We start from the raw sequence: 25,757 nt of genomic DNA on the forward strand, positions 1-25,757 counted from the left end.
CCTGCTCACTACCCGACTGCTGCCTCAGCCGGCGCTGACGCGCCGCCGTTTGCTCGTGACGGGTCGCAGTGCTTTTGGCAGTGTACCGAATTGAACCGCAGCACGCCGCTGACGCCCCGGGTTCAAAGATCCTCCTATGCCCCATAGTCCACGTTACCGCGTGCTGGAGGTGCTGCACCAGGGTGCGGATACCATCCTCTACCGCGCGCGGCGCGAGGAGGACGGCCGACCGGTGGTGCTCAAGGTCCTGCGGCGCGACCACGCGAGCCCTCACGCCCTCGGCAGGCTCCAGCACGAGCACGAGGTCGCCAGAGCGCTCGATACGGCGGTCATCGTCAGGCCCTATGCGATCGAATCGCTCGGCGACCAGGCCGCGCTGGTCCTGGAGGATTTCGGCGGCCGCTCGCTCGACCGGCTGCTCGATGGCGACGGGCCGATGCGCCCGATGTCGATCGAGCGCTTCCTGCCCCTCGCCGTCCGCCTGACAGCCGCGCTGACCGAGCTGCACCGGCGGCACGTCATCCACAAGGACATCAAGCCACAGAACCTCCTCTACAACCCCGACACCGGCGAGGTGAAGATCACCGATCTCGGCATCGCCTCCCTCTCCCCCCGCGAATCCCAGCATCTCGTCCACAACAGCCTCATCGAGGGGACGCTGGCCTACATGGCGCCGGAGCAAACGGGCCGGATGAACCGCCGGATCGACGAGCGGACCGACCTGTACTCCCTCGGCGTCACCTTCTACGAGATGCTGACTGGCACCCTGCCCTTCCAGGCCAGCGATCCCGTCGCGTGGGTCTATTGCCATATCGCACAGAGCCCGGTCCCGCCCCACGCGCTCGTCCCCTCGATTCCGCCGGTCCTGTCCGACGTCGTGCTCAAGCTGCTCTCCAAGGCCGCCGAGGAGCGCTACCAGAGCGCGCTCGGCCTGCGCCACGACCTCGACGCGTGCCTCGCGAGGTGGCGGGCGAGCGGCGACATTCAGCCCTTCGCGCTCGGTGAGCGCGATCTCTCCGACCGGTTCCGCGTCCCGCAGCGGCTCTACGGCCGCGAGCGCGAGATCGAGGCGCTGCTCGCCGCGTTCGAGCGGGTGGTGGCGCAGGGTCGGCCTGAGCTCGTGCTCGTGTGCGGGTACTCGGGTATCGGCAAGTCGTCGCTCGTCGCCGAGCTGCACAGGCCCGTCGTTCGCGAGCGCGGCTTCTTCCTCTCCGGCAAGTTCGATCAGACCGCGAGGGATGTCCCCTACCGTGCTTTCCTTCAGGCGTTCCGGGCGCTGTTCCAGGAGATCCTCAGCGCGAGCGAGGAGCAGGTCGAGCGCTGGAGAGAGCGCCTCCGGGAGGCCCTCGACCAGGACGGCAGGCTGCTCGCCGACGTGCTCCCCGAGATCGAGCGGCTCCTCGGCCCGCAGCCGCCCGTGCCCGAGCTCCCGCCCGCCGAGGCCCAGGCTCGGCTGCACGCGGCGCTCCAGCGCTTCGTCGCCGCGTGCGCCCGGAAGGAGCACCCCATGGCGCTCTTCCTCGATGATCTCCAGTGGGCGGACGCGGCCAGCCTCCTCTTGCTCGATCACCTCGCCACCCATGCCGGCGGCGCGCACCTCCTGCTGATCGGCGCCTACCGGGACAATGAAGTAGGCCCAGCGCACCCGCTGCGGCTCACGCTGGCCGAGGCGCGGAAGCGCGGCGCCGCCGTCTCCGAGCTCGTCCTCGAGCCGCTCTCCGCCGCCCACGTCGGCGCGCTCGTCGCCGAGGCGGTCCACGCGCCCGAAGCAGAGGTCGAGCCGCTCTCGCAGCTCGTCTACGAGAAGACCGGCGGCAACCCGTTCTTCGTGCTCCAGTTCCTCATCGCCCTGCACGAAGAGCGGCTCATCGCCGTCGACGCAGAGCAGCGCATGTGGCGGTGGGACATCGCCGCCATCCGCGACAAGGGCTTCACCGACAACGTCGTCGAGCTGATGGCCGGCAAGCTCAAGCGGCTCTCGGCCCCTGCGCGCGACGCGCTCAAGCTCGCCGCGTGCCTCGGCGGCAGCGTGGACCTCGACACCCTCGCGCTGCTCGCGCACCGTGGCCCGGCGGAGCTCCGCGACGCGCTCGAGGAGGCCGTGCGGGAGGGGCTGCTGCTCCGCCGGGACAGCGCCTATCACTTCCTCCATGACCGGGTGCAGCAAGCCGCGTATTCGCTCATCCCGGCAGAGCAGCTGGCCGAGGTGCATCTCCGGATTGGCCAGCTCCTCAGGAGCGGGGGGCGCCCAGAGGAGGGTGACGAGGCGCTCTTCGAGGTCGTCGGCCACCTCAACCGCGGCGCCGCGCTCCTCCGTTCCCGGGCCGAGCGCGACGAGGTTGCCGCGCTGAACCTCCGCGCCGGCAGGAAGGCCAAGGCCGCAGCGGCCTACGAGGCCGCCGCCGCGCTCTTCGTCGCGGGCCTCTCCTTGCTCTCGCCGGACTCCTGGGAGACGCAGCACGAGCTGACCTACGGCCTCACCTTCGAGCGCGCGCACGTCGCCTACATCACCGGCGCCATCGACGACGCCGAGCGGCTCCTCGAAGAGCTCGAGGATCGCGCGAGGACCAGGGGCGAGACGGCCGCCGTCGTCGAGCTCGTCATCACGCTGAAGGTCACCCGCGGGCAATACGCGCGCGCGGCGGAGATCGGGCTCGCGTGGCTCCGCACCTACGACATCGATATTCCCTTCCTCCCCACCGACGCACAGCTCGAAGAGGAGACGAAGAGCGTCTGGCAGGCCCTGGGCGACCGGGCGATCGAGGGCCTCATCCACCTGCCCCCCATGACGCACCCGGAGATCAAGGCCACGATGCGCGTGCTGCTGGGCGCCGGCATCCCCGCGGCCTTCGTGAATCCGAGCCTTCCCTTTCTCATCGTCCTGCGCATGGTCCAGCTCAGCCTGCGCCACGGCAACGCCGAGAGCTCCTCTCACGCGTACGCTTCCTTCGCGAGGGTGCTCGGCCCGAAGTTCGGGCGATACCAGGAGGCCTATCGCTTCGGCAAGCTCGGCTGCGACGTCGCGGAGAGGAGCGGCCTCCTCACGACGAAATCGATGGCGTTCACGATCTTCGGACAGCATGTCGTCTTCTGGACACGCCACTACCGAGAGACATATCCGTACTCGCGCGCCGGCTTCAGCGCCGCGGTCGAGTCGGGCGATCTGAACCACGCGTGCTTCAACTGCATGTGGGACGCGCTGTTCCGGCTGCTCTCCGGCGAGCCGCTGGAGGACGTGCTTCACGAGGTCGAGGAGCGCCTCGGCTTCGTGCGCAGCGCCGGTCACCCGTTCGCCCATGGCGTCCTCCTCGGCGCGCACGGCATGGTCCAGACGCTGCGAGGGAGGCCGGTCCGCTACGCGATGCTCGATGGATCCGAGCTGGATCCGCCGGCCTTCGAGGCGCAGCTCGGCGAGGGGGACCTGCAAAACGTTCAAAGCTTCTATCACGAAATGAAGGCCCAGGTGCTCTTCGTGCTTGGCTCTCCCGGAGAGGCGATCGAGACGGCGGCCCGCGCGATGATCGAGCATGGATACGGGGTCGTGCCGACCGCCCTCATCGTCGAGAACTTCTATTATTCCGGGCTCGCGATCGCGGCGCGCGTCAACGCACCGCACGCACAGCACGCGGAGCGGGATTCCCCGCAGGAGGAGCTCCCCGAGCAGCTGCTCGACTGCGAGCGGCGGCTCGGCGAGTGGGCCAGGAACGGCCCCGACAACTTCCTCCACAAACACACGCTGGTCCGCGCCGAGATCGCCCGGCTCCGGGGGCGCGAGCCGGAGGCCATCCGGCTGTACGAGCAGGCCATCTCGTCGGCGCAAGAGGGCGGCTTCGTCCAGCACGAGGCCATCGCCTGCGAGCTCGCAGCCCAGTTCTACCACGCGCGTGGCCTCGCCACGCCCGCCGACGCTTACCTGGAGAAGGCCCGCGCCGCCTATTTCCGCTGGGGGGCCCACGCCAAGGTGGATCAGCTCGACCAGCGCTATCCCCACCTCGCCCCGCGCAAGCCGATCGCGCCCACCGTCACCTTCGCCGTCCGGGCCGAGCAGTTCGACGTCCTCTCCGTCGTCAAGGCCTCTCAGAGCATCTCCGGAGAGCTCCAGCTCCCGCGCCTCCTCGAGACGCTCTTGCGCATCGTGATCGAACACGCCGGCGCCGAGGAGGGCTATGTACTCCTGGTCCGGCAGGATCGCGTGTCGACCGCGGCGGCGATCGCCGCGTCCGGCGGCGCGGCTCGGCGGCTCGAGGCGGGCGAGGCGGCGACCGCCGCGCTGCCGCAGTCCATCCTCAATTACGTTCGCCGCAGCCACGAGCGCGTGCTGCTCGCCGACGCCTCGGGCAGACACCCGTTCTCGGAGGACACGTATTTCGCGCGCAAGAGGCCGCGCTCGGTGCTTTGCCTCCCGATCGTGCACAGGGCCCGGCTGCTCGGCCTGCTCTACCTGGAGAACAGGCTCGTCACCGGCGCGTTCACCCCAGGGCGGCTCACCGTGCTCGAGCTGCTCGCCTCGCAGTCGGCCATCTCGCTCGAGAACGCCATGCTCTATACCGACATCGAGCAGGAGAACGCCGAGCGGCGCCGGGCGGAGCGCGAGCTCCGCGAGAGCCAGGCCACGCTGCAGGCCATCGTCGACAACTCCGCCGCTGCCATCTACCTCAAGGATCGCGACGGCCGCCACCTGCTCGTCAACCGGCAGGCGGGCCGCAACCTCGGCATGAAGGCCGAGCAGCTCATCGGCAAGACGGGCGCCGAGCTCTTGCCTGCTGCGTTCGTCGAGTGCACCAGCGACCACGACCGCAAGGTGCTCGAGGCGGGCGTGCCGATGGAGTTCGAGGAAGAGATGCTGATAGACGGCGAGCTGCGCACCCACCTGTCGATCAAGTTCCCGCTCGGCGAGGACGTCATGCCCGGCGTGCTCTGCGGCATCTCCACCGACATCACCGAGCGCAAGCGCGCCGAGCTCGCCGAGCGCTTCCTCGCCGACGCGAGCCGCAAGCTCATGGCCCTCGGCTACGGCGCCACCCTCGACAGCGTCGCGCAGCTCGCCGTGCCCGAGCTGGCCGATCAGTGCGTCATCGACGTGGGCGCCGCTGACGGCGACCCGGGACACGCGGTCACCGCGGGCGTGCCGGACGACCTCGCAGGCGCGGTGCTGGACGCGCTGCGGCCCCTGGCAGCGAGCTCGCCGGACCGCCCCGAGGTGGGGGAGCTCCGCGCCGCGCCTCTGCTCGAGCAGCTCGGCATTCACTCCTTCCTCCGGGTCCCGCTCCTCGCGCGCGACCGGCGCTTCGGGGTCATGACCCTGCTGGCGACCGCGCCACGGCGCCGCTACGGCCCCGCCGACCTGTGGCTCGCCGAGGAGCTCGGGTTGCGCGCGGCGCTCGCGCTCGACAACACCCGCCTGTTCGCCGACGCTCAGGTGGCGATCGAGCGCCGCGACGAGTTCCTCCTCGTCGCCTCGCACGAGCTCAAGACACCGCTCACCTCGCTGAAGATGCAGGCCCACCTCCTCGCTCGGCTCCTGCCCCGCTTCCAGCGCGCGGAGATCTCTCCGGAGCGCATCGACGCCGCGATCCAGCTCCTCAACCGCCAGATCGCGCGCCTCGCCCACCTGGTCAACGAGCTGCTCGACGTCACCCGCCTCAACGCCGGCCAGCTGACCCTCGCGCGCGCCCCCCTCGATCTGGCGGCCCTGACGCGCGAGGTCGTCGAGCGGATGAGGCAGCAGGTCGTCGACGCCCGCTGCCCCACCAAGCTCGACATGGAAGGGCCCGTGGTCGGGGACTGGGATGCTTCTCGCATGGAGCAGGTCCTCATCAACCTCCTCTCGAACGCGATCAAGTACGGCGCAGGAGGCCCCATTCACGTCGTCGTGCGCGGCGAGGGCGATCGCGCGCGGCTCGTCGTCCGCGATCACGGCATGGGCATCGCGGAGGCCGATCAGGCCAGGATCTTCGAGCGCTTCGAGCGCGCCGTCTCCGTCCGCAACTTCGGCGGTCTCGGACTCGGCCTCTACATCGTTCGGTGGATCGTCACCTCCCATGGCGGCACCATCCGCGTCGAGAGCAAGCCGGGCGCGGGCGCCACGTTCGTCGTCGAGCTGCCTTTGCATGCGGCGGAGGCAGAGACGGACGGCCAGGATGCCCTGCTCCCGCAGGCGTAGGCGCGCGCTCCGCGCTGCGTGCTCGCTACCCGACTGCGCCTCGGAAGCTCCCTTTCCGTCCCCGCTATCGCCGTGCACGGACGACGGCATCGCTGCAGGCGACCCGGCGCGAGAACGCGGCGCCGTTTGCTCGTGACGAGGCGCACCGCTTTTGGCAGTGTAGCGAGTTGAGCCGCAACGCGCCGCTGGCGCCTCGGTTTTCAAAGCTCTTCCTATGCCCGATAGTCCACGCTACCGCGTGCTGGAGGTGCTGCACCAAGGTGCGGACACGATCCTCTACCGCGCGCGGCGCGAGGAGGACGGCCGGCCGGTGGTGCTCAAGGTCCTGCGGCGCGATCACGCCAGCCCCCGCGCCCTCGGCAGGCTCCAGCACGAGCTCGAGGTCGCCAGAACGCTCGATTCACCCGTCGTCATCAAGGCCCACGGCATCGAGCCGTTCCGCGACCAGATGACCCTGGTCCTCGAGGACTTCGGCGGCCGCTCGCTCGACCAGCTGCTCGATGGCGACGGGCCCATGCGCCCGATGCGCCCGATGTCGATCAAGCGCTTCTTCCCCCTCGCCCTCCGCCTCGCCGGCGCGCTCGCAGAGCTCCACCGACACCACGTCATCCACAAGGACATCAAGCCCCAGAACCTGCTCTACAACCCCGACACCGGCGAGGTGAAGATCACCGATCTCGGCATCGCCTCCCTCTCAGCGCGCGAGGCCCAGGAGCTCGCGCACGACGGGCTCATCGAGGGCACGCTCGCCTACATGGCGCCGGAGCAGACCGGCCGCATGAACCGCTGGGTCGACGAGCGGACCGACCTGTACTCCCTCGGCGTCACCTTCTACGAGCTTCTGACTGGCACCCTTCCCTTCCAGGCCAGCGATCCCGTCGAGTGGGTCTATTGCCACATCGCCCAGGCGCCGCAGCCGCCGCACACGCTCGTCCCCTCGATTCCACCCCAGCTCTCCGCCGTCGTCCTCAAGCTGCTCTCCAAGGCCGCCGAGGAGCGTTACCAGAGCGCACACGGCCTGCGCCACGACCTCGACCGATGCTTTTCCCAGCTGCGGGCGACCGGCGCCATCGAGCCATTCCCGCTCGGACAGCGCGATCTCTCCGACCGGTTCCAGGTCCCGCAGCGGCTCTACGGCCGCGAGCGCGAGGTGGAGGCGCTTCTCGCCGCGTTCGAGCGCGTGGTCGCGAACGGCCGGCCAGAGCTGGTGCTCGTCTCGGGCTATTCGGGCATCGGCAAGTCCTCGCTCGTCGCCGAGCTGCACGGGCCCGTCGTGCGCGAGCGCGGCTTCTTCCTCTCCGGCAAGTTCGAGCAGCTGAAGCGCGACGTCCCTTACCACGCCTTTCTCCAGGCGTTCCGGGCGCTGTTGCGGGAGCTCCTGTGCGCGAGCGAGGAGCAGGTCGAGCGCTGGAGGCAGCGCCTCCGTGAGGCTCTCGGCCAGGACGGCGGTCTGCTCGCCGACGTGCTCCCCGAGCTCGCCCTGCTCCTCGGCCCGCAGCCGCCCGTGCCAGAGCTCCCGCCCGCGGAGGCCCAGAGCCGGCTGCTCGCCGCGCTCCAGCGCTTCGTCGCCGCGTGCGCCCGGAAGGAGCACCCCGTCGCCCTCTTCCTCGACGACCTGCAATGGGCCGACGCCGGCAGCCTCCTCTTGCTCGAGCAGCTCGCCACCTATTCCGGCTCCGAGCACCTCCTGCTGATCGGCGCCTACCGCGACAACGAGGTCGGCCCCGCGCACCCGCTCCGGCTCACCCTGGCCGAGGTGCAGCAGCGCGGCGCCGCCGTCTCCGAGCTCGTCCTCGCGCCGCTCTCCGCCGCCCACGTCGGGGCGCTCGTCGCCGAGGCGGTCCACGCCCGAACCGACGAGGTCGAGCCGCTCTCGCGGCTCGTCTACGAGAAGACCGGCGGCAACCCGTTCTTCGTGCTCCAGTTCCTCATCGCCCTCCACGAAGAGCGGCTCATCACCTTCGACGCCGCGCAGCGCGTATGGCGCTGGGACATCGCCGCGATCCGCGACAAGGGCTTCACCGACAACGTCGTCGAGCTGATGGCCGGCAAGCTCAAGCGGCTCTCGGCCCCTGCGCACGACGCGCTCAAGCTCGCCGCGTGCCTCGGCAGCAGCCTCGACCTCGAACCCCTCGCGGTGGTCGCGGGCCGTCCGGCGGAGGAGCTCCGCGACGCGCTCGAGGAGGCCGTGCGGGAGGGGCTGCTGCTCCGCCGGGGCTCTGGTTATCGCTTCCTCCATGACCGCGTGCAGCAAGCCGCGTATTCGCTCATCCCGGCCGAGCAGCTCGCCGAGGTGCACCTCCGGATCGGCCAGCTGCTCTTGAAGGAGCAGCGCGCCGAAGAGCGCGAGGATGCGCTCTTCGATATCGTGAGCCACCTCAACCGCGGCGCCGCGCTCCTCCGTTCTCAGGCCGAGCGCGACGAGCTCGCCGCGCTGAACCTCCGCGCCGGAAGGAAGGCCAAGGCCGCCGCGGCCTACGAGTCCGCCGCCGCGCTCTTCGCCGCGGGCCTCTCCCTGCTCGCGCAGGCTCCTTGGGACGCGCAGCACGAGCTGACCTACGACCTGACGCTCGAGCGCGCGCACGCCGCGTACATCACCGGCGGCTTCAACGAGGCCGAGCGGCTCCTGCAAGAGCTCATGGAGCGCGCGAGGACCAGGACCGAGACGGCCGCCGCCGTCGAGCTCATCGTCACGCTCCGTGTGACCCGCGGGCAATCCGCCCGCGCGGTGGAGATCGGCCTCTCGTGGCTCCGCGCCTGCGACATCGATCTTCCGCGCCTCCCCACCGACGCACAGCTCGAAGAGGAGACGAAGAGCGTCTGGCAGGCCCTGGGCGACCGGGCGATCGAGGACCTGATCCATCTGCCCCCCATGACCGACCGGGAGGTCAAGCTGACGATGGGTGTGCTGGAGGGCGCGGGCATCGCGGCGTCCTTCATGACCCCGAACCTGTACTTTCTCATCTTCCTGCGCATGGTCCAGCTCAGCCTGCGCCACGGCAACGCCGAGAGCTCCGCTGTCGCGTACACGTCGTTCGCGAGGATGTTCGGCCCGAGGTTCGGGCGATACAAGGAGGCCTATCGGTTTGGCAAGCTCGGCCACGACCTGGCGCAGAGGAGCGGCCTCCTCACCACGAAATCGATGGTGTTCGCCACCTTCGGACACCATGTCGTCTTCTGGACACGCCACTACCGAGAGACGTATCCCTACGGGCGCGCCGGCTTCAGCGCCGCGGTCGAGTCCGGCGCGCTGAGCATGGCGTGCTTCAACTGCGTATGGGACGCGCTGTTCCACCTGCTCTCTGGCGAGGCGCTCGAGGACGTGCTCCGCGAGATCGACGAGCGGATCGGCTTCGTGCGCAGCGCGGGTTTCGCGTTCGCGCACGGCGCCCTCCTCAGCGCCCACGCCATGATCCAGGCGCTGCGCGGGAGGCCGGTCCGCTTCGCCATGCTCGACGGCTCCGAGCTGGATCCTCCGGCCTTCGAGGCGCGGCTGCAGGAGGGAGCGCTGGAGACCACGCGCGAATTCTACTACAGCTTGAAGGCGCAAGCGCTCTTCGTGCTCGGCGCGCCCAGGGAGGCGCTCGAGGCGGCGACCCGCGTCGTCACCGAGCAACCCTTCTGGAACCAGCCGCACGCGCTCATGGCCGAGAGCTTCTATGTTCTCGCGCTCTCGCTCGCGGCCCTCGTCGACGCACCGCACGCGCCGCACGCGCCGCACGCGGAGCGGGATTCCCCGGCGCGGGAGCTCCCCGAGCAGCTGCTCGAGTGCGAGCGGCAGCTCGACGCGTGGGCCAGGAGCGGCCCCGACAATTTCCTCCACAAACACGCTTTGGTCCGCGCCGAGATCGCCCGGCTCCGCGGGCAGGATCTGGAGGCCATCGGGCTCTACGAGCAGGCCATCTCCTCGGCGCACGAGGGGGGCTTCGTCCAGCACGAGGCCATCGCCTGCGAGCTCGCCGCCCGGCTCTACCGCGACCGCGGCCTGTCCACGCCCGCAGACGCTTACCTCCAGAGGGCCCGCGCCGCCTATTTCCGCTGGGGCGCCCACGCCAAGGTCGATCAGCTCGACCAGCGTTATCCCTTCCTCGCCCCGCGAAAGCCGATCGCCCCCACCGTCACCTTCGCCGTACGCGCCGAGCAGTTCGACGTCCTGTCCGTCGTCAAGGCCTCTCAGAGCATCTCCGGTGAGCTCAAGCTCCCGCGCCTGCTCGATATGCTCCTGCGTACCATGGTCGAGCACGCGGGCGCCGAGCAGGGGTGCGTCCTCCTGATCCGGGATGAACGCCTCTGGAGCGCGGCGATCGAAGCGCCGAGGGGTGCGGTGCGGATGCGCGACGCGGGCGAGGCGCCTTCGGCCGCCCTGCCGCAATCCATCCTCAACTACGTCCGCCGGAGCCACGAGCGCGTGCTGCTCGACGACGCCGCCGCCAGACACCCGTTCTCGGAGGACGAGTATTTCACGCGGAAGCGGCCGAGATCGGTGCTGTGCCTCCCGATCGTGCGCCAAACGCGGCTGCTCGGCCTGCTCTACCTGGAGAACAACCTCGTCACCGGCGCGTTCACCCCCGGGCGGCTCACCGTGCTCGAGCTGCTTGCGTCGCAATCGGCCATCTCGCTCGAGAACGCCATGCTCTATACCGATATCGAGCAGGAGAACGCCGAGCGACGCCGGGCGGAGCGCGAGCTCCGCGAGAGCCAGGCCACGCTGCAGGCCATCGTCGACAACTCCGCCGCGGCCATCTTCCTGAAGGATCGCGAGGGTCGGTATCTGCTCGTCAACCGCCAGGCGAGCAGCATCGCCGGCCTGCCGAGCCATCGGCTCCTCGGAAAGACCGACGCCGAGCTCTTGCCTGCTGCGCTCGCCGAGATCATCGACGATCACGATCGGCGAGTGCTCGAGGCAGGCGAGCCGCTCGAGTTCGAGGAAGAGGTGGCGATGGAGGACGGGCTGCACACCTTCCTCTCGCTCAAGTTCCCTCTCGGCGAGGAGGTCATGCCCGGCGTGCTCTGCGGCATCTCCACCGACATCACCGAGCGCAAGCGCGCCGAGCTCGCCGAGCGCTTCCTCGCCGACGCGAGCCGCAAGCTCATGGCCCTCGGCTACGGCGCCACCCTCGAGAGCGTCGCGCAGCTCGCCGTGCCCGAGCTCGCCGACCGGTGCGTCATCGACGTGGACCTCACCCAGGACGCCCCGGGGCGAACGGTCACCGCGGGCATGCCGGCCGAGCTCGCGGGCGCCGTGGTGGACGCGCTGCGGGCCCTGACAGCGACCCCGCCGCGCCGCCCCGAGGTGGGCGACGTCCGCGCCGCGCCCCTCCTCGAGCCGCTCGGCGTTCACTCCTTTCTCCGCGTCCCGCTCCTCGCGCGAGACCGGCGCTTCGGCGTCATGACCCTGCTGGCGGCCGCGCCACGGCGCCGGTTCGGCCCCACCGACCTGTGGATCGCCGAGGAGCTCGGGCTCCGGGCGGCGCTCGCCCTCGACAACAGCCGCCTGTTCGCCGAGGCCCAGGAGGCGATCGAGCGGCGCAACGAGTTCCTCCTCGTCGCATCGCACGAGCTCAAGACACCGCTCACCTCGCTCAAGATGCAGGCGCACCTGCTCGCCCGGCTCCTGCCCCGCTTCCAGCGCGCCGAGGTCGCTCAGGAGCGCATCGACGCCGCGATCCAGCTCCTCAACCGCCAGATCGCGCGCCTCGCCCACCTGGTCAACGAGCTGCTCGACGTCACCCGCCTCAACGCCGGCCGGCTCACCCTCGCGCGCGCGCCCGTCGATCTGGCGGCCCTGACGCGTGAGGCTGTCGAGCGAATGAGGCAGCAGTTCGCGGACGCCCGCTGCCGCATCCAGCTCGATCTGGAAGAGCCCGTGGTCGGGCACTGGGATGCTTCTCGCGTGGAGCAAGTCGTCATCAACCTCCTGTCCAACGCGATGAAGTACGGCGCGGGGGCCCCCATTCACGTCGTCGTGCGCGGCCTGGAAGACCGCGCGCGGCTGGTCGTCCGCGATCACGGCATCGGCATCGCGGAGACAGACCAGGCCAGGATCTTCGAGCGCTTCGAGCGCGCCGTCTCCGTCCGCAACTTCGGCGGCCTCGGCCTCGGCCTCTACATCGTTCGATGGATCGTCGCCTCCCACGGCGGCACCATCCGCGTCGAGAGCGCGCCAGGCGCGGGCGCTGCCTTCATCATCGAGCTGCCTTTGCATGCGGCGGAGGCGGAGACGGAAGGCCAGGGCACCTTTCTCCCGCCTGCGTGAGCGTTCACCGGGAGCCGAAGCCGGCGCTGCTCCGCGCCGTTTGCTCGTGACGAGGCGCGGCGCTTTTGGCAGTGTACCGGGTTGACTGGCGACACGCCGCCGGCGCCCCGGTTTTCAAAGATCCTCCTATGCTCGATAGTCCACGTTACCGCGTGCTGGAGGTGCTGCACCAGGGTGCGGACACGATCCTCTACCGCGCGCGGCGCGAGGAGGACGGCCGGCCGGTGGTGCTCAAGGTCCTGCGGCGCGATCACGCGAGCCCCCGCGCCCTCCGCAGGCTCCAGCACGAGCTCGAGGTCGCCAGGGCACTGAAGTCGCCCGTCGTCGTCCAGGCCTACGGCATCGAGCCGTTCCGCGACCAGATGACCCTGGTCCTCGAGGACTTCGGCGGCCGCTCGCTCGACCGACTGCTCGATGGCGGCGGGCCCATGCGCCCGATGCGCCCGATGTCGATCGAGCGCTTCTTCCCCCTCGCCCTCCGCCTCGCTGCCGCGCTCGCCGAGGTGCACCGGCGGCACGTCATTCACAAGGACATCAAGCCTCAGAACCTGCTCTACAACCCCGACACCGGCGAGGTGAAGATCACCGATCTCGGCATCGCCTCCCTCTCCGCGCGCGAGGCCCAGGAGCTCGCGCACGACGGGCTCATCGAGGGCACGCTCGCCTACATGGCGCCGGAGCAGACCGGCCGCATGAACCGCTGGGTCGACGAGCGGACCGACCTGTACTCCCTCGGCGTCACCTTCTACGAGCTTCTGACTGGCACCCTTCCCTTCCAGGCCAGCGATCCCGTCGCGTGGGTCTATTGCCACATCGCCCAGGCGCCGCGGCCGCCCCACACGCTCGCCCCCTCGATTCCACCGCAGCTCTCCGCCGTCGTCCTCAAGCTGCTCTCCAAGGCCGCCGAGGAGCGTTACCAGAGCGCACTCGGCCTGCGCCACGACCTCGACACGTGCTTTTCCCAGCTGCGCCAGAGCGGCGCCATCGAGGCCTTCCCGCTCGGACAGCGCGACGTCTCCGACCGGTTCCAGGTCCCGCAGCGGCTCTATGGCCGCGAGCGCGAGATCGAGGCGCTGCGCGCCGCGTTCGAGCGCGTGGTCGCGAGCGGCCGGCCAGAGCTCCTTCTCGTCTCGGGCTATTCGGGCATCGGCAAGTCCTCGCTCGTCGCCGAGCTGCACGGGCCGATCGTGCGCGAGCGCGGCTTCTTCCTCTCCGGCAAGTTCGATCAGCTCAAGCGCGACGTGCCGTACCGCCCCCTCCTTCACGCCTTCCGGGGGCTCATGCAGGAGATCCTGAGCGCGACCGAGGAGCAGGTCGAGCGCTGGAGAGAGCGCCTCCGCGAGGCCCTCGGCCAGAACGGCAGGCTGCTCACCGACATGCTCCCCGAGCTCGCCTTGCTCCTCGGCCCGCAGCCCCCCGTGCCAGAGCTCCCGCCCGCCGAGGCCCAGAGCCGATTGCTCGCCACGCTCCAGCGCTTCGTCGCCGCCTGCGCTCAGAAGGAGCACCCCGTCGCCCTGTTTCTCGACGACCTGCAATGGGCCGACGCCGGCAGCCTCCTCTTGCTCGAGCAGCTCGCCACCCTCGCCGGCGACGCACACCTCCTGTTGATAGGCGCTTATCGCGACAACGAGGTCGGCCCCGCGCACCCGCTCCGGCTCACCTTGGCCGAGGTGCAGAAGCGCGGCGTCACCATCGGCGACATCGTCCTCGAGCCGCTCTCCGCCGCCCATGTCGGGGCGCTCGTCGCCGAGGCGGTCCATGCGCCCGAAGCGCGGGTCGAGCCGCTCTCGCGGCTCGTCCACGAGAAGACCGGCGGCAACCCCTTCTTCGTGCTCCAGTTCCTCATCACCCTGCACGAAGAGGGGCTCATCACGTTCGACGCCGACGAGGGCGCATGGCGGTGGGACATCGTCGCCATCCGCGACAAGGGCTTCACCGACAACGTCGTCGAGCTGATGGTGGGCAAGCTGGAGCGGCTCCCCGTCGCCACGCGCGACGCCCTCAAGCTCGCCGCGTGCCTCGGCAGCAGCGTGGACCTCGACACCCTCGCGATCGTCGCGCGAAGGCCGGCGGAGGAGCTCCGCGAGGCGCTCGAGGAGGCCGTGCGGGAGGGGCTGCTGCTCCGCCGGGACAGCGCCTATCGCTTCCTCCATGACCGGGTGCAGCAAGCCGCTTATTCGCTCATCCCGGCCGGACAGCAGGCCGAGGTGCACCTCCGCATCGGTCAGCTGCTCTTGGGGGCACGGCGCGCCGACCAGCGCGAGGACGCGCTCTTCGATATCGTCGGCCACCTCAACCACGGCGCCGCGCTCCTCCGTTCCCAGGCCGAGCGCGACGAGCTCGCCGCCCTCAACCTCCGCGCCGGCAGGAAGGCCAAGGCCGCCGCCGCCTTCCAGTCCGCCGCTGTCCTCTTCGCCGCCGGCCTGGCCCTCCTCGCGCAAGATCCCCGCGAGCGCTGGGAGACTCGGTACGAGCTGACCTACGATCTGAGCCTCGAGCGCGCGCACGCCGCCTACGCCATCGGCAGCTTCGAGGAGGCCGAGCAGCTGCTCGGGGAGCTCATGGAGCGCGCGAGGACCAAGATCGAGCGCGCCGCCGTCGTCGAGCTCGCCGTCACGCAGAACGTCACCCGCGGGCAGTGCGCCCGCGCCGTGGAGCTCGGGCTCTCGTGCCTCCGCGCCTGGGACATCGAGCTGTCGCTCCCCGTCACCGACGCGCAGGTCGAAGAAGAGACCGAGGGCGTCTGGCAGGCGCTGGGCGACCGGGAGATCGAAGCTCTGGTCGACCTGCCGCCCATGGATCACCCGGAGATCAAGGTCGCGATACGGCTCCTGATCGGCGTGGTGATCCCTGCCTTCTTCGTGGATCTGAAGCTGCACTATCTGCTGCTCGCGCGCATGGTCAAGCTCAGCCTGCGCCACGGCAACGCGGAGCGCTCCGCCCACGCGTACACCGCCTTCGCGCGGGTGTTCGGCCCGCTGTTCGGGCGGTACCGTGAGGCTTACCTGTTCGGAAAGCTCGGCTACGACCTCGCGGACAGGGGCCCCGCCCTCGCCACGAAGGGCGCTGTGTTCACCCTGTTCGGGCAGCAGGTCGTCTTCTGGACGCGCCACTACCGGGAGACCGGCTTCTACGCTCGCCGGGGCTTCAACGCCGCGCTGGAGGGCGGCGACTGGAACAACGCATGTTACAACTGCATCTGGGCAGCGATGTTCCCGCTGCTGTCTGGCGAGCCGCTGGAGGACGCCCTCCACCTGACCGAAGACCGCCTCGGCTTCGTGCGCAAGGCCGGTTACGCGTTCGTGTATGACGTCCTCCTCGGCGCACGGCACCTCATCCAGACGCTGCGCGGGCGGCCGGTCCATTATTCGATGCTCGACGGCGCCGAGCTGGATCAGGCGGCCTTCGAGGCGCGTCTCGACCGGGAGGGGGCGGTCGTCCCCCGCTGCTTCCACTTCAGCATGAAGGCTCAGGCGACGTTCGTCCTCGGCGCTCACCGGGAGGCGCTCGCGGCGACGGCCCATGTGGTCGTCGATTACGACTGGAAGATGGACACGAACGCGCTGTACGTCGAGTGCTTCTATTATCGCGCGCTCGCGCTGGCCGCGCTCGTCGACGACGACGAGGACCGCGCGGCGGCGCCGTCGCCCCGGCCGGAGCTCCCGGACGGGCTGCTCGACTGCGAGCGGCAGCTCGGCGAGTGGGCCGCGAGCGGCCCCGACAACTTCCTCCACAAACACGCTTTGGTCCGCGCCGAGATAGCCCGGCTCCGCGGGCAGGATCTGGAGGCCATCGGGCTCTACGAGCAGGCCATCTCCTCGGCGCGGGAGGGCGGCTTCGTCCAGCACGAGGCCATCGCCTGCGAGCTCGCCGCCCGGCTCTACCGCGACCGCGGCCTGTCCACGCCCGCCGACGCTTACCTCCAGAAGGCCCGCGCCGCCTACTTCCGCTGGGGCGCCCACGCCAAGGTCGATCAGCTCGACCAGCGCCATCCCTCCCTCGTCGAGCGAAAGCCGATCGCCCCCACCGTCACCTTCGCCGTACGCGCCGAGCAGTTCGACGTCCTCTCCATCGTCAAGGCTTCTCAGAGCATCTCCGGTGAGCTCAAGCTCCCGCGCCTGCTCGAGATGCTCCTGCGCATCGTGGTCGAGCACGCGGGCGCCGGAGAGGGGTACGTGCTCCTGCTCCGGGAAGATCGCCTGTCGACGGCGGCGGCGATGGCCGCGTCCGGGGGCGCCGCGCGGCTGCTCGACGCGGGCGAGGCGGTGGCGGACGCGCTGCCGCAATCCATTCTCAACTATGTTCGCCGCAGCCACGAGCGCGTGCTGCTCGACGACGCCGCCGGGCGGCACCCGTTCTCGGAGGACGAGTACTTCACGCGGAAGCGGCCGAGATCGGTGCTGTGCCTCCCGATCGTGCGCCAGGCGCGGCTGCTCGGCCTGCTCTACCTGGAGAACAAGCTGGTGGCCGGCGCGTTCACCCCAGGGCGGCTCACCGTGCTCGAGCTGCTCGCCTCGCAGTCGGCCATCTCGCTCGAGAACGCCATGCTCTATACCGATATCGAGCAGGAGAACGCCGAGCGGCGCCGGGCGGAGCGCGAGCTCCAGGCCAACCAGAAGACGCTCCAGGCCATCGTCGACAACTCCGCTGCAGCCATCTACCTCAAGGATCGCGACGGCCGGCACCTGCTCGTCAACCGGGAGGTGAGCCGCGCCCTCGGCAGACCGGCCGAGCAGATCGTCGGAAAGACGACCGCCGAGCTCCTGCCTGCCGCGGTCGCCGAGTCCATCGACGACCACGACCGGAAGGTGCTCGACTCGGGCGAGCCGATGGAGTTCGAGGAGGAGGTGCTGATAGAGGGCGAGCTGCGCACCGGCCTATCCGTCAAGTTCCCGCTCGGCGAGAACGTCATGCCCGGCGTGCTCTGCGGCATCACCACCGACATCACCGAGCGCAAACGCGCCGAGCTCGCCGAGCGCTTCCTGGCCGAGGCGAGCCGCAAGCTCATGGCCCTCGGCTACGGCGCCACCCTCGAGAGCGTGGCGCAGCTCGCCGTGCCCGAGCTGGCCGACTGGTGCGTCATCGACGTGGACCTCGCTCGCAGCTCCCCGGACTCCCCGGGACACGCGGTCACCGCGGGCGTGCCGGCCGAGCTGGCAGACGCGGTGATGGACGCGCTGCGGCCCCTGGCAGCGACCTCGCCGGAGCGCCCCGAGGTGGGTGACGTCCGCGCCGCGCCCCTCCTCGAGCCGCTCGGCGTTCGCTCCTTTCTCCGCGTCCCGCTCCTCGCGCGTGACCGGCGCTTCGGGGTCATGACCCTGCTGGCGGCCGCGCCGCGACGCCATTACCGCCCCGCCGACCTGTGGCTGGCCCAGGAGCTCGCGAGCCGCGCCGCGCTCGCCCTCGACAACAGCCGTCTGTTCGCCGAGGCCCAGCAGGCGATCGAGCGCCGCGACGAGTTCCTCCTCGTCGCCTCGCACGAGCTCAAGACACCGCTCACCTCGCTCAAGATGCAGGCTCACCTCCTCGCCCGGCTCCTGCCCCGCCTCCAGCGCGCCGAGGTCGCTCCGGAGCGCATCGACGCCGCGATCCAGGTCCTCAACCGACAGATCGCGCGCCTTGCGCACCTGATCAACGAGCTGCTCGACGTCACCCGCCTGAACGCCGGCCGGCTGACCCTCGCGCGCGCGCCCGTCGATCTGGCCGCCCTGACGCGCGAGGTCGTCGAGCGGATGCACCAGCAGCTCGACGACGCCCGCTGCCGCACCCAGCTCGATCTCGAAGGGCCCGTGGTGGGCAACTGGGACGCTTCTCGCATGGAGCAGGTCCTCATCAACCTGCTGTCCAACGCGCTCAAGTACGGCGCGGGGGCCCCCATTCACGTCGTCGTGCGCGGCCTGGAAGGCCGCGCGCTGCTCATCGTCCGCGATCACGGCATGGGGATCGCCGAGGCCGATCAAGCCAGGATCTTCGAGCGCTTCGAGCGCGCCGTCTCCGTCCGCAACTTCGGTGGCCTAGGACTCGGCCTCTACATCGTGCGGTGGATCGTCACCTCCCACGGCGGCACCATCCGCGTCGAGAGCAAGCCGGGCGCGGGCGCCACGTTCATCATCGAGCTGCCTTTGCATGCGGCGGAGGCGGAGTCGGAGATGGCGGCGGACGGCCGAGGGGACGTGCTCCCACAGGCCTAGCTCCGCGTGCCAGAAATCCCGCCAGACAATCCGGTCGATGGCGCGCGGTCGCCGGAAACAGTAGCGATTTTCGTAGCTTCCGCCTGTTTCGCCGCCGAGGGCGGCTCCGGTGCGGCCCAACGGGGCGCCCTCTGCCGCCGCATCGGCCGCGGTGAAGGGCCCGCGGCATCACCGGTCCACCGTACGGCCACGCTGCACGCGCCGGTTGACATAGAGAACCTTACGCGATCCGGCCCTCCTGAAAAAACGAGGCTATATCAATAGTTTATCTATGCATCGACGATGAGGCAGCCCTGAGGTCAAGGGCTTGAGCGCTCTCTTTGCGCGGCTGGCCGGCTTCGGCTCGGCAGCGGCGGCGCTCTGCGTCGTCAGTGCAGGTCGTTTTGGCATGGATGTCTTCCTTCGCCCCGGTCGTGGTCGTTCCGCTTGTGCTTGAGCGCCTTGTCGCGCCCGCAGGAGCGAGCTGTGGCTCGATCGACGATCCGCATTCACAGGCCGGCGGTCGCCCTGGTGCCTGGATGTACACTGGCGTCCGAAGCGGGACCGTGGAGGCGCATTCTAAGGGACGGCATGTTCGACCCACAGGCCGATCACCCGCGCGCAGATAGGCGTTGCCTTGCTTGGTGATCGAGCCCAGCCGCTGCTTGTCGCGCCCCCCGGAGGTGTCCTCCAGGGGGACCAGGCCGAGATAGGAGGCGAGCTGGTGGGCGTGGTGAAAGCGCTTGGCTTCGTCCACCACCGAGACGAATGCGGCGGCGACGACCGCTGCTCCGAGCGGCTCTTTCTTGCGCGCTCCTCTCCGGAGCCTGGAGCCCCCGCCGGAGGCCTCCGTCCGCCCATCGCCCGCAGCTTTGTCCGGCTGGAGCGCTCGGGTGGCCCCGGGAGGTTACCCTCCCGGGGCTCCCACAGATCCGGACGTGCGGGACTACCGCATCCGGCTCTTCGTGACACGGCTTCGCTACGCGGCTTGGAAGTGCACCATGATGCGCGGTTGCGGGAGCGGATACCGCTCCAGCAGCTTCGCCATGCGCTCCCACGGCATGCGCGCCCGTTGCGAGCGGCGGTTCAGCCACTTGCACCAGACGCGCCGGGCCTCGTGCAGAAAGCGATCGAGGGCCTCGAAGTTCCCGGTGATCCCGTAATACCCGAAGTGGCCTCGCAGCTTCTGCGTGAGGATCTGCCACTGCCAGCGGACCGGCTGGTGCCGGTTCTCCCTACACCACTGGGCGACTCTCGCGAGCGCCCGCGTGAAGCGGTCGCAGGCCGTTCTCTGCCTCACCACCCAGTTCCCCTGCCGCGACCTCGCCCAGCAATGGGTGAAGCCCAGCAGATCGAAGGTCCCCGGCTTCGGGACCCTGCTCCCGCCCGACCGCGGCTGAAGCGCGGGCCGACGGAAGGGGACCAGCCGGGTCAAGGTTTACATGGCTTCCTCCTCACCAGGGCTTTCCTGGCGCACCGCAGGGGGAGTCAAGGGCGGCGGAGCCGGCGAGCTCCGCTCGCGAACCCTTGACGCCTCCGAGCACTCCAGCACCCTCGGCTGCCGATGGGCCGACCTCCACGGTGCTGCGGGCTGTCTTCGCAGGCCCCGCCGCGCGAACGCGTCGCGCAGAGGCTCGGGTCGGTGCGGTCGGCATCATGGGTCCAGGCGCCCCATGGGCTGCCTCATTCCATCTAAGGGGCCGCCTGAACAAAGCAGCTTGCGGGCGCGCCGAAGGCGATATCGCGCTCGGGCGGCGAGAGATCGCCCAGGAGGGAGAGGTGAGCGCGTGCGCGCCCTTCCCCCTCGCGGGCGAGGGGCGCGCGCGCGACCGTGGCGGCCCGCGCGCGCAGGTGCCACACTAGCGCGCGAGCGCGCGCGGCCGTCCACACGCCTGTCGCCGCGCCCACGCGCCGTGTCGCAGAACGTCAGCCTGCAGCTGCTCCACCTCGCGCAGCGCGTCCGCGCGCGCGACGCGCACGTCGCGCGCGCGCCCGACCCCGCCCTGCAGGCCCTCAGCCCCGCGGCGCCGCTGCGGGCGCTCGTCGCGGAGCGCGCACGCGTCGGTGGGCTCGGCGCCGTCTTCGCGCTGGGCGACGGGCTTGACACGTTGACCTTCTCGCCAACGCTCTACCTGCTCGAGAGCGCCGCGAGCGTGGCACAGCTCGCGCATCGCTGGAGCGCGCTCGAGCGCGCGTGGGGCGTGCGCCACCAGACGCGGTTCGCGCTCGACGGCGACGGCGCCCTGCAGCTCGCGGCGCAGCCGTACGCCGGCGCGCTCGCCCCCGCGAGCCAGACCGTGATGATCACCGGGGTGCTCGCCGCGTTGCTGCGCCGGATGGGCCACGGCGAACTCGTCGTCGCGGCGCGCGCCGCGCGCGGACCGTGGCGCGAGCTCGCCTGCGACGCCCGCTGGCTCGGGCCCGCGTCGCTTGCCGAGCCGCCGGTCGCGCTCCGCCTTGTGTGGTCGCGCCGGACCGCGCCGGCGCCGCCCGCGCGCCTGACGTTGCACCCACAGAGCGCCGCGGACGACCCGGTCGCCGCCACGCTCGCGGCGATCGCGCGCGAGCCGCACGCGCCGTGGACGCCGCAGGGCCTCGCGCACGCCACGCGCCAGTCGGTCCGCACGCTGCAACGCCGGCTCGCGGCACACGGCACCACTGCCTCGGCGCTCGCGCGCCGCGTGCGCACGCGCGACGCCAGCGTCGCGATCGCCGGCTCGCTTCGGCCGCTCACCGAGATCGCGCACGCGTACGGGTTCAGCGACGCGGCCCACCTGGCGCGCGAGTTCCGCGTCGCGTCGGGCATGCCGCCGAGCGCGTACCGCGCGGTCGCGCGCACGCGCTAGCACGCGCCCACGGCGCGGTGCGCGCGCGCTGCGGCCGACGATTGGCGCGCAGATTCAAGCCCGCCGCGCGCCCCGCTGCGAGGGTGAGCACGCACCGGCGAGCGACCATGCCCCCCCCGGTGCAGAAAGGCACGCCCCCTCCGTATGAACCCCGAACGCAACAAGCAGATGCTGCTCGAGCTGTACGACGCCGTGGTCGGCAGGCACTGGGACGCCGTCCGCGCGCTGTTGACCGCCGACTTCGTCGACCACAACCCCGACGCGCGCGCCGCGCCCGGGGCGAACGGCTGCGAGGCCTTCATCGCCTATTTCCGCGACGGCGAGACGCCGCTTCACGGCGCGCAGGTCGAGATCCAGCGTATGATCGCCGACGCCGAGTACGCCGTGGTGCACTACAAGCTCGTGAACCCGCGGCGGCCGCGCGGCGTCGCGGTGGTCGACATCTTCCGCGTCGCCGACGGACGCTTCTGCGAGCACTGGGACGTGCTGCAGGACATCCCGGCCGACGCGCCGAACCCCCGCGCCATGTTCTGAGCGCGCCGCCTCGCACCCACAGCGGCGCGCGCCTACCCCTCACGGCATCGATCGACCACGTCCTACTCTACTATCCATCCAGGGATCGCGTTCGCCGCCGGGGACCGCTTGGGTGCGCACCGCGACATCGGCGGTCAAGAAGAGACCCGCGTCCCCTCGGCGCCGCCGAGAGCGCGACCTTATGGCTGGGGGACGACCTCGTTCGTGGGGTTGCCGTCAATGTCGCCGACCACGTTGTTGGACCAATCAGCGTACGTACACGTCGCGCACGACGTCGTGTAACCCCAGTGGCTCGGGCCGAAGACGTTGTTGCGCAGGATCATGTCCTTGCCGTTCTCGGGGTAGAAGTCGTAGGCGCCGAGCGAGACGAAGTTGTCGTGGACATCGTAGTTCTGCAGCGTCGAGCCATCGACGCTCTGGGTGAAGAGCACGGCAGTGATGGCTTGCCAATAGTTCGGCACTTCGTTGCCCGTAGCGGCGTCGACGCCCGGCTCGAGTCGGTTGTGGCTGATTTCGAGCGGCCCGCTGCCCCCGTACGGGAAGACACCGCCCGTATGCGCAAGAGAGGGGTCCGCCAAGTGCGCGATGTAGTTGTCGTGCAACCAGCTCTGCTCGATGATGGTGTTTTGGCCGCAAAGGCACATGCCACCGGTATTGGCCGCGTCCACCCGGGTCAAGCGGATGGTACACGTCGCACAGGCGTTCACGGCATGCTCGGTAAGGGCGGCGTTCGTACCTCCGGGACCGACCGGCTCGGGGCGAATGGTGGTATCGCTGATGTTCAACGTGAGCGGCGCGGACTCGTCGGCGTTGACCAGAATGCTGCGGTTCGTGGAGCCGGGCGGCGGCGCGATGATCGAATTGGTGATGTTGACCGTGCCGTGGCAGCCGGTGCCGATGTAAATGAACGCGTGGAAATACATGTGGTCCAGATTGACAGTGCCGTTGCAATCGTACAGATCCCACTCTTTGCTTTGGTCGTCGCTGGGCCACACTTCCGTGTACCCAGGCGGCACCGGGAGCTGGGGATCGGATTGGGCGTAGGTGCCCACGCCGGGTGCGCCGACGGTGAAGCGATCGGGGTAGCGCTTGGTGCTTGGCGCGTCGCCGCCTCCTGCTCCACCACCGCTTCCGCCGCTCGTGCCTCCGCCGCCGCTGCAGGCGATGCAGCCGCCGCTGACTCCGGTGCCTGAAGACATGGATGAGGAGCTGGACTTCATCTCGCCGTCACCGCACCCTGCGAGGAGGGCGCTCAGCAAGACCACCCCCGGCAAGCTCGGTCCGAGGCCTGCTGCAGGACGATTGGCCGCTCTCTTCATGAGATCTCCTTCGCTTTCGGGGACGTCGCGTCGCTCGTGATCGGATATACAGCCCGAGCAGTCCGCGGCCTGTTGCACGCCGGCTCTCACCCTCATGGGCCACTCGTTTTCAGGGTCATGGGGCCCGGAGGACGGACCGAAACGACTGTCCGTGAACGTGCCGCGTATCGAGGGCGGCGTCGAGCCAATTCATCAACGCCGGGTGCCTCGCGGGGGATTCGGCTGGCACCGTCAGCGAGGCGCGCCGGGTCGAGAGGGCGAGTCAGCGGCGACGGGCGCGAGGGTGGAGCTTATGCCGGTGCGCCCGCAATCACGCGCTCGCCCTGGCCGCACGCCGCCTGCGCGCCAGCGAGCCAAGCATCGCGCTGCCCTGCCCCGACGCGATGATCGGCGCCATGGCCGCGCTGCAGGTCTGGAAAAAGGGCTAGCTGAGCAGCATCACCGAGGCGTGCTGGTTGATGACCATGCAGGCGCCGTTGCCGTCGGTGAACTTGAGGTTGAACTAGAAGCCCAGCTTCGTGAAGAACGCCATCGAGCGCTTGAGATCGCTCACCGCCAGGTTGACGAAGAGGCCGCGCGTGTGGGCCGTGGTCATGGCGTCACCCCCTTGTTGTCGCAGTTGAACATCCATTGCACGCCGAACTTGTCGGTGAGCTGGCCGTAATGCGCGTTCCAGAAGGTGTCCTGGAGAGGCATGTCGACCTTGCCGCCGGCGGAAAGCGCGTCGAAGCGCGAGGCCATCTCGCTCTTGTCGGTGAAGTGCAGGCACACGTGCACGTTGCTGCCGGCCGGGAACGGAGTGCCGGGCATGGCGTCGCTGATCATCAGCACGCTCTCGCCGATGCGCAGCATCGCGTGCATGACGCGGTTCTTCACGGGCGAGTCGGCCGGGGTGCCGGGCACGTCGCCGAAGCGCGTGATGCCGCCTTCGATCTTGGCCCCGAGCGCGCGCTCGTAGAGCTGGATGACCTGCTCGGCGTTGCCGTCGAAGATGAGGTACGGGTTCAGGTTCTTGATGGACATGAGCTTCTCCTGGAGTGGGCGTGAGGTTCAGCGGGACAGCGGGAGCAGCGCGCGCAGGCGCGCGTCGCGCAACCAGAGGCCGAGCCACAAGAGCGCGGCGATGTAGATGGGGAACAGCGTGTGGCTGAGCAGCGGGTGCCCGACGCGCAGGTGCGTGGCCACGGCGCCGCCGAGGTAGCCGGTCCACAGGAGGGCGCCGAGCACGCGCGTGCGGGGCACCAGGTAGGCCACCAGGCACACGGCCTGGAGGATGCCGAGCGTGCGGATGGCCTCGCCCGACCAGCCGAGGTCGGCGCTGTGCTTGGCGGCGGTCTCGGCGGCCAGCAGCTTGAAGCCGCCGTCGAAGGCCAAGAACAGCGCCGCGAGGCCGCTCGCGACCCGGCCTCCCCACAGCGCGGCGCGGGACGGCGCCTCGCTGCGGACGTGGCTCGTAACAGGCTGAAAATGCTGAGAAATTGCGGCACTCGCGGTCGTCATGGGCTCCCTCCGTTGCGTTCGTTTCGAGGGATAGACTCCGGGGCCGCGCTGAACTCATCGGTGGGCCGCAAAAAAGTTCGCGGGCCCCTCGGGGCAGGCACCGCGGCACGCCGAAGCGCGGGAACAGAGGTGGTCGACGTCGAGGTACGACGTCATGCTGGCGATGCCGTCGCCGCGCACGTCGAGCACGAGGATCGCCGGAGCCGATCGCGGGTCGGCCCTCCCCCGCCGCCGAGCGCCTCGACGCCCCGTGGATCGCCGTGATCACGGGATCGTGTCGTCGACGTAGTATCCGGCGCTTCCGACCGGGACCGTCACGGCGCCTGAGCCGACGGTGAACGCCCCGTTCGGCGTGATGTTGGCCGGGTTCTGTCCTTGCCCGATCGTCTGGTACCAGGTCAGCCGGGTGATCTCTCCGCCGCCCGTGCCGATCCGCAGGTGCACGCCGCCGTTGTCATAGCGGTATCCACCGCTCACCTGGTCGCTCGAGAACCACGTCCAGGAGGAGCTCACCGGCAGCTGAAACTGCTGCGTTCCGCTCTGCGCCGGCGGCGCGCCGCTGCCGTCCGCGTGGCTGACGCTCACGCCCTTCTTGCCGAGGTACTGCAGGCTCGCCGTGGTCACGTAAAAGTACTCGGTGTTCGCCTGGTAGCTGCCCACATTGCTCCCGCCGATCGCAAGGGCTCGAAAGAACGGCTGGCCGTTCGAGAAGGTCGCCGTGTACAGCCGCCATGGGGTCGACATGCCCGGGTCGAGCTGCGCTTCGCTCACCGAGTCGACCTCCTCGTCTCCTGGTTGCTCTATCCGCTCGGCGACGATGCAGCCCGACGCCGCCAGCATCGCGAAGACCGCCGTCCCGACCTGCACCAACACGCTCTGCGCTTGCATGACAGCCGAACCTCTCCACGGACTTTCATGGCCCAGATCCGCTGGGGAACCGACGATTCCGGGCAACCTGCCGAACCGAGG

General features: G+C 70.0%; 10 protein-coding genes and 1 pseudogene. 5 read left to right on the forward strand and 6 right to left on the reverse strand.

From position 1 onward, the window contains the following. Positions 1-136: 136 nt before the first annotated feature. From WMF39_RS29905 to WMF39_RS29915, 3 genes are all read left to right on the forward strand, one after another. Positions 137-6,163, forward strand: coding sequence for an AAA family ATPase (locus WMF39_RS29905; protein WP_437739898.1), 6,027 nt, complete (start codon positions 137-139; stop codon positions 6,161-6,163). Between the two features lie 214 nt (positions 6,164-6,377). Further along, entirely contained in the window at positions 6,378-12,419 is a 6,042-nt protein-coding gene (locus tag WMF39_RS29910; protein ID WP_437739899.1) for an AAA family ATPase, read from the forward strand. A gap of 128 nt (positions 12,420-12,547) precedes the next feature. Beyond that, positions 12,548-18,610, forward strand: coding sequence for an AAA family ATPase (locus tag WMF39_RS29915; protein ID WP_437739900.1), 6,063 nt, complete (start codon positions 12,548-12,550; stop codon positions 18,608-18,610). 265 nt (positions 18,611-18,875) lie between these two features. Here the strand turns inward: WMF39_RS29915 and WMF39_RS29920 are convergent. Further along, a pseudogene (locus tag WMF39_RS29920) lies at positions 18,876-19,364 on the reverse strand (transposase); the annotation flags it as partial. 204 nt (positions 19,365-19,568) lie between these two features. Next, on the reverse strand, positions 19,569-20,024 hold the full coding sequence (locus WMF39_RS29925) for a hypothetical protein (protein WP_437739901.1): 456 nt from the start codon (positions 20,022-20,024) through the stop codon (positions 19,569-19,571). A gap of 352 nt (positions 20,025-20,376) precedes the next feature. Here WMF39_RS29925 and WMF39_RS29930 point away from each other — a divergent pair, with 352 nt between their 5' ends. Together WMF39_RS29930 and WMF39_RS29935 are read left to right on the forward strand one after the other, a co-directional pair. Then, positions 20,377-21,435: a helix-turn-helix transcriptional regulator gene (locus WMF39_RS29930; protein WP_437739902.1), complete on the forward strand. Its 1,059-nt coding sequence runs from the start codon at positions 20,377-20,379 to the stop codon at positions 21,433-21,435. Positions 21,436-21,579: 144 nt separating this feature from the next. Further along, positions 21,580-21,969 carry a nuclear transport factor 2 family protein gene (locus WMF39_RS29935; RefSeq protein ID WP_437739903.1) on the forward strand — a complete coding sequence of 130 codons (390 nt, stop codon included), beginning with the start codon at positions 21,580-21,582 and terminating at the stop codon, positions 21,967-21,969. 179 nt (positions 21,970-22,148) lie between these two features. Here the strand turns inward: WMF39_RS29935 and WMF39_RS29940 are convergent, their stop codons facing one another. The 4 genes from WMF39_RS29940 to WMF39_RS29955 all read right to left on the reverse strand — a co-directional run bounded on the left by WMF39_RS29940 (position 22,149) and on the right by WMF39_RS29955 (position 25,676). Further along, complete coding sequence (locus WMF39_RS29940; RefSeq protein ID WP_437739904.1) at positions 22,149-23,288, reverse strand: hypothetical protein; 1,140 nt, start codon at positions 23,286-23,288, stop codon at positions 22,149-22,151. A 591-nt stretch (positions 23,289-23,879) separates the two neighbouring features. Beyond that, a complete protein-coding gene (locus WMF39_RS29945; RefSeq protein ID WP_437739905.1) occupies positions 23,880-24,311 on the reverse strand; it encodes a VOC family protein in 432 nt (143 codons plus the stop codon). A 27-nt stretch (positions 24,312-24,338) separates the two neighbouring features. Further along, entirely contained in the window at positions 24,339-24,788 is a 450-nt protein-coding gene (locus tag WMF39_RS29950; RefSeq protein ID WP_437739906.1) for a DoxX family protein, read from the reverse strand. Between the two features lie 264 nt (positions 24,789-25,052). Then, on the reverse strand, positions 25,053-25,676 hold the full coding sequence (locus tag WMF39_RS29955; protein ID WP_437739907.1) for a hypothetical protein: 624 nt from the start codon (positions 25,674-25,676) through the stop codon (positions 25,053-25,055). Positions 25,677-25,757: the final 81 nt, after the last annotated feature.

Source organism: Sorangium sp. So ce1504 (assembly GCF_051521635.1).
In the GTDB taxonomy this organism is placed as follows: Bacteria; Myxococcota_A; Polyangia; order Polyangiales; family Polyangiaceae; genus Sorangium; species Sorangium cellulosum_B.

Excerpts from the sequence above, each read along its gene's own strand:
- WMF39_RS29905 (WP_437739898.1), top strand. The coding sequence starts at position 137 with ATGCCCCATAGTCCACGTTACCGCGTGCTGGAGGTGCTGCACCAGGGT.
- WMF39_RS29910 (WP_437739899.1), top strand. The coding sequence starts at position 6,378 with ATGCCCGATAGTCCACGCTACCGCGTGCTGGAGGTGCTGCACCAAGGT.
- WMF39_RS29915 (WP_437739900.1), top strand. The coding sequence starts at position 12,548 with ATGCTCGATAGTCCACGTTACCGCGTGCTGGAGGTGCTGCACCAGGGT.
- WMF39_RS29935 (WP_437739903.1), top strand. The coding sequence starts at position 21,580 with ATGAACCCCGAACGCAACAAGCAGATGCTGCTCGAGCTGTACGACGCC.
- WMF39_RS29940 (WP_437739904.1), bottom strand. The coding sequence starts at position 23,288 with ATGAAGAGAGCGGCCAATCGTCCTGCAGCAGGCCTCGGACCGAGCTTG.
- WMF39_RS29945 (WP_437739905.1), bottom strand. The coding sequence starts at position 24,311 with ATGTCCATCAAGAACCTGAACCCGTACCTCATCTTCGACGGCAACGCC.
- WMF39_RS29950 (WP_437739906.1), bottom strand. The coding sequence starts at position 24,788 with ATGACGACCGCGAGTGCCGCAATTTCTCAGCATTTTCAGCCTGTTACG.
- WMF39_RS29955 (WP_437739907.1), bottom strand. The coding sequence starts at position 25,676 with ATGCAAGCGCAGAGCGTGTTGGTGCAGGTCGGGACGGCGGTCTTCGCG.